The following is a 12,980-nucleotide window of genomic DNA, read 5'->3' on the forward strand; positions in this document are numbered from 1 at the left end:
GTTCCAACCCATTAACTGCAACACCCATACCCAGTGCCCTAACAACTACAACAAGGTATCGCTATGGAAGTCGCCACTCAGGCGGGTGCGTTGTCGCCCGCGAAAAACAACCTGTGGATCATTGTTTTCATCTTCTGCTTCCTCGGCCTGCTGATCGACGGTGCCGACTTGATGCTGCTGTCCTACAGCCTCAGCAGCCTCAAGGCCGAGTTTGGCCTGACCAGTGTCGAAGCCGGCAGCCTGGGCAGTTTCACCCTGGCCGGGATGGCCATCGGCGGGATTTACGGCGGCTGGGCCTGTGACCGTTTTGGCCGGGTGAAAACCGTGGTCTGGAGCATCGTGCTGTTCTCCGCCGGCACGGCGATACTGGGCATGACCCACAGCTATTGGCAGTTTGCGAGCACACGCTTCTTCGCCTCCCTCGGGCTGGGCGCGCTGTATGTCGCGTGCAACACGCTGATGGCCGAATACGTGCCGACCCGCTATCGCACCACCGTGCTCGGCACCCTGCAGGCCGGCTGGTCGGTGGGTTACATCGTCGCCACCTTGCTCGCGGGCTGGATCCTGCCGAACCACGGCTGGCGCTGGCTGTTCTACGTGGCGATCATCCCAGTGATCCTCGCCGTGCTGATGCAACGCCTGGTGCCGGAGCCCCAAGCCTGGATCAAGGCCCAGGCCGAACGCGCCCGGGAAAAGGCCGAGGGCATCAAGCGCGTGTCGGCGAAGAAACCCGACGGCATGTTCAAGCTGATCTTCAGCGACCCGAAAGCCAGCCGCATGTTTATCCTCTGGGCGCTGACCGCAGGCTTCCTGCAGTTCGGCTACTACGGCGTCAATAACTGGATGCCGTCGTACCTGGAAGGCGAACTGGGGATGAACTTCAAGTCGATGACCAGCTACATGGTCGGCACCTACGCGGCGATGATTTTCGGCAAGATCCTCGCCGGGCTCGCGGCAGACCGCCTGGGCCGGCGCCTGGTGTTCGCCGTCGGCGCGTTGGGCACGGCGATTTTCCTGCCGGTGATCGTGCTGTTCCAGAGCCCGGACAACATCCTGTGGATGCTGATTGTGTTCGGCTTCCTGTACGGCATTCCCTACGGCGTGAATGCGACCTACATGACCGAAAGCTTCGAAGCGAAATTTCGCGGCTCAGCGGTGGGCGGGGCCTACAACATTGGCCGAATTGGCGCAGCGGTGGCACCGGCCGCCATTGGCTTCCTGGCGTCCCATGGCTCGATCGGCGTAGGATTTTTGGTGATGGGCGGCGCGTACTTTATCTGCGGGGTGATCCCGGCGCTGTTCATCCGCGACAAGCAGTTTGATCCGCAAAAACAATAGGCCCCACGCCGGGGCTTGCGGCAACGCAGCCCCGGCTATAAGACGTGCGGCAGTTATACCCTTCGGCAAACCGGGCTAGACTATACGTCAGTCCTACGGAACTGAAGGAACAGTACGACGCTCTCACCCAGCCTGTAAGACAGTTTTGTGCTTAGAGGCTCATACACTTATGAAAACACCGACCCAGACCAACGCAATTGACTTCGACAGCGCCAAATTGCAACGCCTGGGCTTTGGTCAGCCTTCCCTTCTTACACGCCGCCCCACCACCGTTGTGCAACTTCGCCAGCAACTGGGCATGCAATTGCAAACCAGCCTGGAGCCGGAGCACATCCTCGCGCTGTTCTTCCGCGAGATCCAACGCCTGGTGCCACTGGACGCCCTGCAATACCGTCACGAAGCCAGCGACCTGCGCCTGGAATATGGCCATCGCGGCCATCATTCGGTGAGCTATACCCTCAGCCACGAAGGCGAGCACCTCGGCGAACTGGTGTTTCGGCGCAACCAACGCTTCATGGAAGACGAGTTGGCCAACCTGGAATCACTGCTGGCCACCCTGCTCTACCCGATGCGCAACGCCCTGCTCTACCGCGCGGCGACCCGCAGCGCCCTGCGCGACCCGCTGACCGAAACCGGTAACCGCATCGCCATGGACCAGACCCTGCAACGGGAAATCGACATGGCCCGCCGGCACCTGCAGCCGCTGTCCTTGCTGATGCTGGACATCGACCACTTCAAACGCATCAACGACAGCCACGGCCATGCCACAGGCGACAAGGTGCTCAAGGCCGTTGCCGCCTCGATCAAGAGCCAGCTGCGCAATGTGGATATGGTGTTTCGGTTTGGCGGGGAAGAGTTTCTGATCCTGCTGTCCAACACCGGCCGGGATGCGGCGTCGATGGTCGGTGAGCGCCTGCGCCATGCGGCACAGGCCCAGGAATACTGGGCGGATGATGAACGTATCGAATTGACGGTGAGCCTGGGTTGCTCGACCTTGCTGGCAGGAGAGTCCGCCGAGAGCGTATTGCGCCGGGCGGACAACGCCTTGTATGTGGCCAAGCGCGAAGGCCGCAATCGCCTGGCAATGGCGGGGTAACCGCTTTAATTCACGGTAGCCCCGCCATCACGCGGTTTATGCTTCGCTGGCAACCAGGGTGGGTTGTTTACGGGTGGCAGTCGCCGATTTTTCCAACTGCATGCAGCGTTCCAGGAACAGGTACATGTAGTCGTAGCTCTTGCACACCGCCTGACGCAGCTCTACCTGCAGTTCCTGGGTCGGGTTCATGCCGGCCAGGGTGCAGATGATTTCCAGCGCTTCCCACGGGTGAGCATCATCGTACTGGGCATGCATCTTCAGCCACTTCATGGCGCGCTTGCGGTCTTCCTCAGGGAAAGCCGCGGCATAGACACCGGTGGAACACACCACGGCTGACCACTCCCCAGTGGCCCCCTCAATGGCGTAGTTGGTGGCGGCAATCGCGACAATCAGCGAATCGGCCGAGCTGGTGTGCCAGCACCAATGGCTGAGTGCATGCAGCTCCGGCGGCACTTCCTGTGCCTGCAACTCTTCCAGGCTGACACCATGAGCACGCGCCCAATGCACCCAATAATCGGCATGGTTGAGTTCCACGCGAATATTGCGCATCAGCCAGCGGCGCGCCATGTCCTCCCCAGGATGGCGGGCAAATTTGGTCTTGGTGAGGTTCTGTGCCATGTACAACGCAAACTGTTCAACCACTGGCCAGCCACCAATCAGGTAGTGGCGCATGGTCTTGGCGCTGAGCTTGTTATCGCGCATGCGCTGGTACAGTTCGTGTTCGACAACGCGGCGCTTGCTCTCGCTACAAGCCTGGATCAGCTGTTGTGCCCAGGCGGGGTAACTCGAGGCTTCCATAAGCGGGCCGGTTCTGTTGAATGTGTCGATCACTGTCGGGCTCCTTTTGATGTGTGATATGTACAGACCAGCAAATGTTTCATCGGAACGTGCCAGGCGCCTTGAATAACAGAGGCTGCGGTCGCACAGGTCGACACTGCAAACTATCAAAGGTAAACAACTGCGGTCGCTCGATCAGGTATCCCTGAGCGTAGTCGACCCCGATCTCAAGCAAGGCTTGTTCGATCTGGGGTGTCTCGACAAATTCGGCAATTGTGCGCTTACCCATGACATGACCGATGTGATTGATCACTTCGACCATAGCGCGGTTAATCGGGTCGTCCAGCATATCCTTTACGAAACTTCCATCGATCTTCAAGAAGTCTACAGGTAAATGTTTAAGATATGCGAACGAGGACATCCCGGCGCAGAAGTCATCGAGGGAGAAATGGCACCCTAACTCTTTGAGTTCGTTGATAAAACGAATTGCACTACCCAAATTCGCGATAGCGCTGGTTTCTGTAATTTCAAAACAAATCATTTCTGGCGGAATGCCATACGCGCTGAATTTCTCACGCAAGAACCCGAGAAAGTCCTCATCGCCGATGGTAATGCCTGACAGATTGATCGCACACATAGCCATAGGCCGGGCCGGGCGCTCACGCATACAGCCCGCGACGATCTTGAACACGTTCTCCACCACCCAGCGATCCAGCGATGTCATCAAACCGTAACGCTCGGCCGCCGGGATAAAACTGTTCGGCAGGATGATCCGCCCCGCCTCGTCATGCAGGCGCAGCAGGATTTCGATATGCCCATTGCCATGCTCGGTGTGCCCCAGCGGCGCAATTTCCTGGGCGTACAGGCAAAAGCGGTTCTCTTCCAGGGCCATATGCAGGCGCTGCACCCAGGCCATTTCGCCAAAACGCAGGGACAATTCCGAGTCATCGGCGTGATACACCTGCACGCGGTTGCGGCCTTTTTCCTTGGCCATGTAGCACGCCATGTCGGCAGCCCGCAGGGAGGTTTCCAGGGTGGTCGGGGCTTGGGTGATGTGCACCAGGCCGATACTCACGGTGGTGACAAACGGCCTGCCCTTCCACACAAAATGCAGGCTCTGCACGGTATGGCGCAGGCTTTCGGCGATTTTTTCCGCCACCTGTGCCGGACAGTTTTCCAGCAGGATGCCGAACTCGTCGCCGCCCAGCCGGGCCAGCGTGTCGCCTTCGCGCAGGTCCGACTGCAGCAGCGCGCAGATATGCCGCAACAGCTCATCCCCGGCGGCATGCCCGCAGGTGTCGTTGACCAGCTTGAACTGGTCAAGGTCAAGGAACATCAAGGCATGGCGCCCGCTTTGCTGGCGCCCGACGTTGTGCAGCACCTGCTCCAGGCGGAACTCAAACTCGCGCCGGTTGGCCAGGCCGGTCAAGGCATCGTGGGTCGCCTGCCAGGACAGGTTGGCGATGTACTGGCGCTCCTGGGTCATGTCGTGCAGCACCAGCACCGCGCCGACGACTTTGCCAGCACTGCGGATCGGCGCGCCCACCAGGGTGACGGACACGGTGGTGCCGTCCAGACGCTGAATCAGCTTTGAATGCTCGCTGCCCCCGCCGAGCTGGCCGCCCAATATGCGTTCGATCAAGGTAAAGCCGTCGGCCTGGGCATTCTCATCCAGCAGGTTGAACAGCGCTGCCAGCGGCAACCCCTGGGCCTGGGCGCCTTTCCAGTGGGTCAGGGCTTCGGCGGCCGGGTTCATATACGCAATGGCGCCGTCGACATCGGTGGTGATTACCCCGTCGCCAATTGACTCCAGGGTTATCTGCGCCCGCTCCTTCTCTAACTGCAGCGCGTCGGCAAACGCGTGCCGCTGGGCCAGCAGCTTGTGGGTGCGCAACAGCGCCAGCACGATCAAGCCCAGCGCCGTGGCCAGGTTGGTCACCAGCAACAGGCGCAGAATCATCCGCGAGCCTTCGCCCAGGGCGTCACTGAAGGCTTTGGCGGCCGGGGTCACGCCGTCGTTGATGGCGAAAATCCGTTCCTTCCAGGCGTGCACGTCGGCGCTGCTGACCTGATTGGCCAGGATCGCCCGGTGCATCTCCTGCGCCAGGTCGTCCAGTTGCAACAGATAGCCGTCGCCCACCGTCCACAGCTCGATGGCCTTTTCCAGGTAACTGAAATGGCGAAAGTTGAGGTATAGCCAGATCAGGCTGGAAACGTCGTCACGGTGGTTGCCCCCCTTGAGGATGCCCGAGCGTGCGGCGCTCAGGTCCGGGGTCGGGTGGTCGAGGGCCACGCGCAGCTCATGCCCGCCCTGGGGTACGGCAATCGCGTTCTGGTATTTGAGGAAGGTGGCTTCGTTGCGGTTGTCGGCGTACAGCGTCAGGTAAAAGATCGCGTCTTTCTGGCCCTTGGACCACAGGCTTTCGCCTGCCACATAGCCGCGCACCGCCGAGAGCACGTAGAGACTGACGCAGCCTAACAATGCCTGGAACAGTACGACGGCAATAAAGGGCCACACGATGCCCAACAACCGAGGGGTTCCGAGAGTCTGCTTTTGCTTCATGAGGTCCCTTGCACATGCACAACTGAAATACGCACGCGAGTGAAAACCGCTCCTGATAGCTCAGCGTAGGCTAAATCACCGCACTTGTTGCAAGTGTCCGTAAAGTTTGGCGTACAGGCCACCGTCAGCAATGAGCTGCTGATGGTCGCCATCCTCGGCAATATGCCCGCCATCAAACACCAATACCCGATCCGCCTGTTTCACCGCCGACAGCCTGTGGGCGATGATCAAGGTGGTACGGCCAGTGAGAAACCGCGCCAGCGCCTGGTGCAGATTGTATTCGGTTGCCGCATCCAGGGCCGAGGTGGCTTCGTCGAGTATTACCACTTTTGGCTCCGCGAGCACCATCCGTGCAATGGCCAGGCGCTGACGCTGGCCGCCGGAGAAGCGTACGCCGGAGCGCCCGACCACGCTGTCCAGGCCCAGCGGCAGCGCCCTGACAGTCGCATCCAGTTGGGCAATTTCCAGCGCCTGCCAGCAGGCTTGGTCGCTGCGCTCGCGGCCCATGGTCAGGTTGGCGCGCACTGTGTCGTTGAACAGCGCCGGGTGTTGCAGCACCACGGAGACATTCTCGCGAATCGTCTCCAGGCCTATTTCCTGTTGGGTCGAACCACCAAACCGGATGCTGCCTGCCTGCGGCGTATACAGCCCCAGCAACAGTTGCACCAGGGTACTTTTGCCGCCGCCGCTGGCGCCGACAATCGCGACTTTTTCACCGGGGGCAATGTTCAGGTTCAACTGGTCGAGCACCAGCTCTTCGCCATAGCCGAAGTTCAGGCCGCGCACCTCGATGCCGACGGTCTCGCGCCCGGTAAACGGATCGGCACCGCCCGCGTATTGCGGTTCGTCGGCGCGGGCCAGCAGTTCGTTGATCCGCGTCAGCGCCCCGCCCGCCGCGTAGTAGGCGTATTGCAGGTTCAACAGCTGCTCCACCGGGCTGATCATGAACCACAGGTAGCTGAACACCGCGAGCATCTGGCCGATGGACAGGTCGGAAAACAGCACGGTGAGCATGGCCGCCGCGCGGAAAATGTCGATACCGAACTGGAACAGCAAGCCACTGGCGCGGCTGGAGGCGTCGCTTTTCCACTGGGAATTGACGGCGAAGTCCCGCACTTCCTGGGCGCGCTGGCCCAAGCGCCCGAGGAAAAAGCCCTGGCGGTTGCCGGCGCGCACTTCCTGGATCGCATCGAGGGTTTCGGTGAGGGCCTGGGTGAACCGCGAGGTGCTGTCGTTTTCCAGCTTCTTAAGGTGCTTGACCCGCTTGCCCAACTGCACGGTGGCGTAGATCACCAGCGGGTTGAACAGCAGGATCAACAGCGCCAGCTTCCAGTGCATCCACATCAGGATCCCGGAGGTGCCCACCAGCGTGAGCATCGCCACCAGGAATCGGCTGAGGGTCTCGCCGACGAATTTGTCCACCGTGTCCAGGTCGGTGACCAGGTGCGTGGTCACCGTGCCGCTGCCCAGGCTTTCGTATTCGCTGAGGGAAATGCGCTTGAGGCGCTCGATCAGCCGTACGCGAATGCGATAGACAATGTCCTTGGCCAGCCGCGCAAACAACCGCGCCTGCAACACGTTGAACACCAGCGCGCCGCAACGCAACAGCAAGGTCACCAGCAGCATCAGGCCGATATAGCCGGCGGCCTTCTGCCAACCCAGGGGCAGCGCGTGGTTCATCACTTTCAGTGCCGCATCGCCGTGGCCCAGCAGTACTTCGTCCACCAGCAACGGCAACAGCAACGGGATCGGCACGCTGCACAGGGTCGCCAGCACGGCAACCCCATTGGCGATCCACAGGGATTTTTTGTGATGCAGGGCCAGGCGGCGGACTTCCGCCCAGGTCAGCCGGTCGACGCGCTTGGGTTGTTCGACGGGATCGGGCTGATCATGCACAGGCAGCTCGCTCCAGCCAACGACTCAGCAGCGGCGACAACTCGGACAGCGGCTGATAGCCATTGGTAAGCAGCGCCAACTGCCCATTGCGCTCAGCCAGCAAGGTCGGGAAACCGGCGATACCCAAGTCCTGAACCCAGGTGAAATCCGCGGCGGTGGCCGCGTGCTGATCGGCCCGGTCGAAGGCTTCGGCGAATTCGATACGCGGCACGCCGGCCGTCTCGGCCAACTCCACCAGCACGTCGGCGCGGGTCACGTCGCGACCTTCAACGTAGAACGCCTGCTGGATCAGGCCCAGCAGTTTCCACGCGCAATCCGGCGCCAGGCTGCGGGCCGTAACCACCGCGCGGCAGGCCGGCTCGGTGTCGTAGACAAATCCGTCAGGCAACGCGCCCTCCCGCTTGAACGGCTGGCCGGTGGCGTCGGTGACCGCCTGCCAGTGCTCAAGAATATAGCGCCGGGTGGTCGGCTCCAGCGCCGCGCCGCTGCCGGTGCGCAAACCGCCCACCACCAGGTGCAGCTCCACGCCTGCGGCCTGGGCCTGCTCAACCAGCGCCTTGGCCACCGGAGCGAAACCCCAGCACCATGAACACATCGGATCCATTACATAGAGCAGGCGCGCGGACATGGCTCAGGCCTCGGAGGATGGGGATTGCTTGTAGTTGTAGCCAATCGGGTGCGGCAAGTTGCGGGCCTTGGCCAGTTCAATCTGCTTCTGCCGGTCGATCGCACTGCGACGAGTCTTCTCGGAAAGCTTATCCCAGCAATGCGGGCAACTGATGCCGGCCACATAGTGTTCAGATGCACGGTCGGAGGCGCTGATCGGTGTGCGGCAGGCATGACATTGATCGTAGTCGCCTTCGCTCAAGTCGTGGCGCACGGTCACGCGATTGTCGAACACAAAGCAGTCGCCCTGCCATTTGGTTTCTTCCTGCGGCACCTCTTCAAGGTACTTCAGGATGCCGCCCTTGAGGTGGTACACCTCGTCAAAACCTTCGCTGAGCATATAGCTCGAGGCTTTTTCGCAACGAATGCCGCCGGTGCAGAACATGGCGACTTTCTTGTGCTTGGCCGGATCGAAGTTGGCTTTGATGTAGTCGGGAAATTCGCGAAAGCTGGTGGTTTTCGGGTCGATCGCGCCTTCAAAGGTGCCGATGGACACTTCGTAGTCGTTGCGGGTATCGATCAGCAGCACTTCCGGGTCGCTGATCAGCGCATTCCAGTCTTGCGGATTGACGTAGGTGCCGACTTTTTTGTTCGGGTCGACGCCTTCGACGCCCAGGGTCACGATCTCTTTCTTGAGCTTGACCTTGGTGCGGTAGAACGGCTGCTCGTCGCAGTACGACTCTTTGTGGTCGATGTCGTCCATGCGTGGGTCGTTCTTGAGCCAGGCCATCAAGCCATCAATGCCTTCGCGGCTACCGGAAACGGTGCCGTTGATGCCTTCTTCGGCGATCAGCAAGGTGCCTTTGATGCCGTTGTCGACCATCGCCTGCAGCAGTGGCTCGCGCAGGGCAACGTAATCTTCGAGGGTGACGAACTTATACAGTGCCGCCACGACGATTGGTTGAGTCATGGGTGTTCTCTCCAGGTGGCTACCCTCGTAAAGGGTGAACCGGATGCAAAAAAAACGCGCCGACTAAGCGGCGCGTTGCGGATTCTATCAGGGATAAACCGTTAACTGTAGGAGCGAGCTTGCTCGCGAAGGACGTCAACGGTGACGCGGAACACCTGAAACCCAACGGCGCTCTCAGGTTTTTCGCGAGCAAGCTCGCTCCTACAGGGGAGTTCAGTCGATACCCATCAATGTCCGCCGGCGCAGGTCGGCGAGGCCGGGGCTGCGTCGATTTTCGCCCATTCTTCAGGCGTGTAGGTATGCAGCGCCAACGCATGGAATTCGCTCATCAGGTCGCCCAATGTGGCATAGACCTTCTGGTGGCGCTTGACGCGGTTAAGCCCCTCGAACTGCTGGCTGACCAGCACGGCCTTGAAGTGGGTCTGCAACCCACGGCTGTGCATATGGCTTTCATCCAGCACGCTCAAGTGTTCCGGGCTCAGGGCGACGAGTGCCGATTCGATACGCTGTTGCATGGTCATTCCTGTTTACTTCTTCTTGGCCGGGGCCGGGGCTTTTGGCGTCAGCTCGTTGGTCATGTCTTCCAGCAGCTTGTTCACCACAGGTACCGCGCTTTCCAGCTTGGCCTGGGTCATCTGGGCCGATTGCTGGGTCAGCTGAGGCATTTTTTCCAGGACTTTCTTGCCCAATGGCGACTGGTAGAACGCAACCAGGTCCTTGAGCTCGGATTCGCTGAAGTTACTGGTGTACAGCTTGATCATGTCCGGCTTGAGCTTGTTCCAGCCAATGGCCTGGTCCAGGGCGGTGTTGGCCTTGGCCTGGTAGGTGTCCAGAACGGTTTGCTTGGAAGCAGGCGCCTTGGTCTGCTCGAAACGCTGAGCGAACATTTGTTGCACTTGCATGTACACCGGGGTACCCAGCTTGTCGGCATGGGCCAGGGTAAGGAAGGCTTCGGCACTGGCGTTGTGGCTGGCGGTATCGGCAAAAACCTGGCCGCTGGCACATACCAGAGCAACCGCGGTACAGATGGCACGAAGACGAGTCATCGAGTTTCCTTTTCTAGCAGGCGAGGTAAGACCCCAAGGGCGCCCATTCTGCGCCTAAAAAACGCCGCGGCTCAACCCCACGCCTTATGGGGCCTGGTTTTGCGGTACATAATCCGATGAAAAGTCTTTAATGGAACCCTCAAGGTCCATCACGGCCTAAACTGCGCAAACGAACCTGAAGGAGTGTGCCCGATGAGCCGTATCGAAACCGACAGCCTGGGAGAAGTGCAAGTCCCGGATGACGCTTACTGGGGCGCGCAGACCCAACGCTCGCTGGTGAACTTCGCCATCGGCGACCAGCGCATGCCCCTCGCCGTGCTGCACGCCCTGGCCCTGATCAAGAAGGCTGCGGCCCGGGTCAACGACCGCAATGGCGACCTGCCCGCCGACATCGCGCGGCTGATCGAACAGGCCGCCGACGAAGTGCTCGCCGGCGAACACGACGATCAGTTCCCCCTGGTGGTATGGCAGACCGGCAGCGGCACCCAGAGCAACATGAACGCCAACGAAGTGATCGCCGGCCGCGCCAACGAACTGGCGGGCAAGCCCCGTGGCGGCAAGAGCCCGGTTCACCCCAACGATCATGTGAACCGCTCCCAGAGCTCTAACGACTGCTTCCCCACCGCCATGAGCATCGCCGCCGTGCAGGCGGTCACCGAGAAGCTGTTGCCGGCCATCCGTGAACTGTCCGGCGGCCTGGCAGAATTGTCGGCGCGCCACATGAAACTGGTGAAAACCGGCCGCACCCACATGATGGACGCCACGCCGATCACCTTTGGCCAGGAAGTTTCAGCCTTTATAGCGCAACTGGATTACGCCGAACGCGCGATCCGCAGCGCCCTGCCCGCCGTCTGCGAACTGGCCCAGGGCGGCACCGCCGTCGGCACCGGGCTCAACTCGCCTCACGGGTTTGGCGAAGCGATTGCCTCGGAATTGGCCGCACTGTCGGGCCTGCCGTTTGTCACCGCGCCGAACAAATTCGCTGCGCTGTCCGGCCATGAGCCGTTGACTACCCTGCACGGTGCCCTGAAAACCCTGGCCGTGGCCCTGATGAAAATCGCCAACGACCTGCGCCTGCTGGGTTCCGGCCCGCGTGCAGGGCTCGCGGAAGTCAAGTTGCCGGCAAATGAACCGGGCAGTTCGATCATGCCCGGCAAGGTCAACCCGACCCAATGCGAAGCCCTGTCGATGCTGGCCTGCCAGGTGCTGGGCAACGACGTGACCATCGGTTTCGCCGCCAGCCAGGGCCATTTGCAGTTGAACGTGTACAAGCCGGTGATCATCCACAACCTGCTGGAGTCGATCCGCCTGCTGGCTGACGGCTGCAGCAACTTCCAGGAGCACTGCATCGCCGGCCTTGAACCCGACGCCGAGCAAATGGCCGCGCACCTTGAGCGTGGCCTGATGCTAGTGACTGCGCTGAACCCGCACATCGGCTACGACAAGTCCGCCGAGATTGCCAAGAAGGCCTATGCCGAAGGGCTGACCTTACGGGAGGCGGCGCTCAAGCTGGGCTACCTCACGGACGAAGAGTTCGACCAGTGGGTGCGTCCGGAAAACATGCTGGAAGCCGGTCATTAAGACGCCAACCGTGCACGCCGGGCCCTGAGCCCGGCGAACAACGATGGCGCCAGCGCGACCGTTGCGGAACCCAGCACCACCAGCACGGCCCCGCCGTAGCCGAGGGCGTTGATGTCTTCGGCGTGCACGTAGTCGGGCCACATCCACGCCGCCACGGCCACCGCGACGAAGGTCACCAATGGCGTCAGCGCCAGGGTGGCGCTGACGCGCGAGGCTTCCCAGTGGGCCAGGGCTTCGGCGAATGCGCCGTAGGCAATCAGCGTATTGAAGCAGCAGGCCAGCAGCAGCCAGCCTTGCAGCGGGCTCAGTTGCAGCGCTTCCATCGGGTGCGCCCATGGCGTCAGCAACAGCGCGCAGCACAGGTAGATCACCATCATCACCTGCAACGAATTCCACACGGTCAACAACTGCTTCTGGCCCAGGGCGTAAAAGGTCCAGATGGTGGTGGCCAGGAGGATCGTCAGTACGCCGGCGGTGTAGCTGCCCAGGGAGGTCAGCAGTTCGGTCAGGCGCTGGTTGAAGAACAGGCCGAAGCCGGTGATCAGCACCAGCAGGCCCACACCCTGGCCCAGGCTGAAGCGTTCCTTGAACACGAAGACGCTGGCGATCATCAGGAAGATCGGGCCCACCTGCACCACCAATTGCGCGGTGCCGGGGCTTAGCAGTTTCAGGCCCACGAGGTAGAGCACGTAGTTGCCCATCAGGCCGCACACGGCGATTGCTACCAGCCAGGCGCCTTTGGGGCCAAGGGAGCGCCAACTGGGCAAACGTCTTACGGCGGCGAGGTAGATAAACAGGCAACTGCCGGAGACCACCAAGCGAAACCAGGTGACGGTGACGGGGTCCATCACCTGCAAGACCTGTTTGAGTTTGATCGGCAGGATGCCCCAGAGCAGCGCGGTCAGCAGGGCCAGGGATAAACCGTAGACCCAACGGCCCGATGAGATGTGCATGAATGCCCCGAATGCATGAGGTGGAGGAGGTGCATTCTAGGGGGACGCGGGGGGTGGGTGTATATCCGTTTTTTGGGTGATGGCTTGTATTGGTTCCGCTCTTACAGCGGGTCACTTTTGAAAGGAGCCCAAAAGTAACCAAAAGGCTCTTGCC

General features: G+C 61.0%; 11 protein-coding genes. 3 read left to right on the forward strand and 8 right to left on the reverse strand.

From position 1 onward, the window contains the following. The first annotated feature begins 63 nt into the window (after positions 1-63). Positions 64-1,338 (forward strand): MFS transporter, encoded by a 1,275-nt coding sequence (locus SNL23_RS21740; RefSeq protein WP_076014462.1) that lies wholly within the window; start codon positions 64-66, stop codon positions 1,336-1,338. Positions 1,339-1,507: 169 nt separating this feature from the next. Beyond that, on the forward strand, positions 1,508-2,434 hold the full coding sequence (locus tag SNL23_RS21745) for a GGDEF domain-containing protein (RefSeq protein ID WP_318303468.1): 927 nt from the start codon (positions 1,508-1,510) through the stop codon (positions 2,432-2,434). 36 nt (positions 2,435-2,470) lie between these two features. Here SNL23_RS21745 and SNL23_RS21750 read toward each other — a convergent pair whose 3' ends face one another. The 7 genes from SNL23_RS21750 to SNL23_RS21785 all read right to left on the reverse strand — a co-directional run bounded on the left by SNL23_RS21750 (position 2,471) and on the right by SNL23_RS21785 (position 10,292). Further along, positions 2,471-3,232 carry a TenA family transcriptional regulator gene (locus tag SNL23_RS21750; RefSeq protein ID WP_371916619.1) on the reverse strand — a complete coding sequence of 254 codons (762 nt, stop codon included), beginning with the start codon at positions 3,230-3,232 and terminating at the stop codon, positions 2,471-2,473. Between the two features lie 79 nt (positions 3,233-3,311). Next, positions 3,312-5,774, reverse strand: coding sequence for an EAL domain-containing protein (locus SNL23_RS21755; RefSeq protein ID WP_318303470.1), 2,463 nt, complete (start codon positions 5,772-5,774; stop codon positions 3,312-3,314). Between the two features lie 75 nt (positions 5,775-5,849). Next, positions 5,850-7,670, reverse strand: coding sequence for an ABC transporter ATP-binding protein (locus tag SNL23_RS21760; protein WP_318303473.1), 1,821 nt, complete (start codon positions 7,668-7,670; stop codon positions 5,850-5,852). Then, positions 7,663-8,298, reverse strand: a complete 636-nt coding sequence (locus SNL23_RS21765; RefSeq protein ID WP_076014457.1) for a DsbA family protein — start codon at positions 8,296-8,298, stop codon at positions 7,663-7,665. The genes SNL23_RS21760 and SNL23_RS21765 overlap by 8 nt, the downstream gene beginning before the upstream one ends. A gap of 3 nt (positions 8,299-8,301) precedes the next feature. Then, entirely contained in the window at positions 8,302-9,246 is a 945-nt protein-coding gene (gene trhO / locus SNL23_RS21770) for an oxygen-dependent tRNA uridine(34) hydroxylase TrhO (protein WP_318303475.1), read from the reverse strand. A 227-nt stretch (positions 9,247-9,473) separates the two neighbouring features. Continuing rightward, positions 9,474-9,767 (reverse strand): BolA family protein, encoded by a 294-nt coding sequence (locus SNL23_RS21780; protein ID WP_003216739.1) that lies wholly within the window; start codon positions 9,765-9,767, stop codon positions 9,474-9,476. A gap of 6 nt (positions 9,768-9,773) precedes the next feature. Continuing rightward, on the reverse strand, positions 9,774-10,292 hold the full coding sequence (locus tag SNL23_RS21785; RefSeq protein WP_017476194.1) for a DUF2059 domain-containing protein: 519 nt from the start codon (positions 10,290-10,292) through the stop codon (positions 9,774-9,776). 192 nt (positions 10,293-10,484) lie between these two features. On the opposite strand from SNL23_RS21785, the gene SNL23_RS21790 reads away from it, so the two are divergent. Then, the gene (locus tag SNL23_RS21790; RefSeq protein ID WP_003216744.1) at positions 10,485-11,873 is read left to right on the forward strand and encodes a class II fumarate hydratase; all 1,389 of its coding nucleotides are present in this window, start codon (positions 10,485-10,487) and stop codon (positions 11,871-11,873) included. Here the strand turns inward: SNL23_RS21790 and SNL23_RS21795 are convergent. Then, a complete protein-coding gene (locus tag SNL23_RS21795) occupies positions 11,870-12,826 on the reverse strand; it encodes a DMT family transporter (protein WP_167662510.1) in 957 nt (318 codons plus the stop codon). The genes SNL23_RS21790 and SNL23_RS21795 overlap by 4 nt on opposite strands. Positions 12,827-12,980 lie beyond the last annotated feature (154 nt).

The sequence above is a fragment of the Pseudomonas sp. SED1 genome, from assembly GCF_034044025.1.
Lineage (GTDB): Bacteria > Pseudomonadota > Gammaproteobacteria > Pseudomonadales > Pseudomonadaceae > Aquipseudomonas.

Coding starts and splice junctions, on each gene's coding strand:
- SNL23_RS21755 (WP_318303470.1), bottom strand. CDS start 5,774: ATGAAGCAAAAGCAGACTCTCGGAACCCCTCGGTTGTTGGGCATCGTG.
- SNL23_RS21765 (WP_076014457.1), bottom strand. CDS start 8,298: ATGTCCGCGCGCCTGCTCTATGTAATGGATCCGATGTGTTCATGGTGC.
- SNL23_RS21790 (WP_003216744.1), top strand. CDS start 10,485: ATGAGCCGTATCGAAACCGACAGCCTGGGAGAAGTGCAAGTCCCGGAT.
- SNL23_RS21750 (WP_371916619.1), bottom strand. CDS start 3,232: ATGGAAGCCTCGAGTTACCCCGCCTGGGCACAACAGCTGATCCAGGCT.
- SNL23_RS21785 (WP_017476194.1), bottom strand. CDS start 10,292: ATGACTCGTCTTCGTGCCATCTGTACCGCGGTTGCTCTGGTATGTGCC.
- SNL23_RS21795 (WP_167662510.1), bottom strand. CDS start 12,826: ATGCACATCTCATCGGGCCGTTGGGTCTACGGTTTATCCCTGGCCCTG.
- SNL23_RS21740 (WP_076014462.1), top strand. CDS start 64: ATGGAAGTCGCCACTCAGGCGGGTGCGTTGTCGCCCGCGAAAAACAAC.
- trhO (WP_318303475.1), bottom strand. CDS start 9,246: ATGACTCAACCAATCGTCGTGGCGGCACTGTATAAGTTCGTCACCCTC.
- SNL23_RS21745 (WP_318303468.1), top strand. CDS start 1,508: ATGAAAACACCGACCCAGACCAACGCAATTGACTTCGACAGCGCCAAA.
- SNL23_RS21780 (WP_003216739.1), bottom strand. CDS start 9,767: ATGACCATGCAACAGCGTATCGAATCGGCACTCGTCGCCCTGAGCCCG.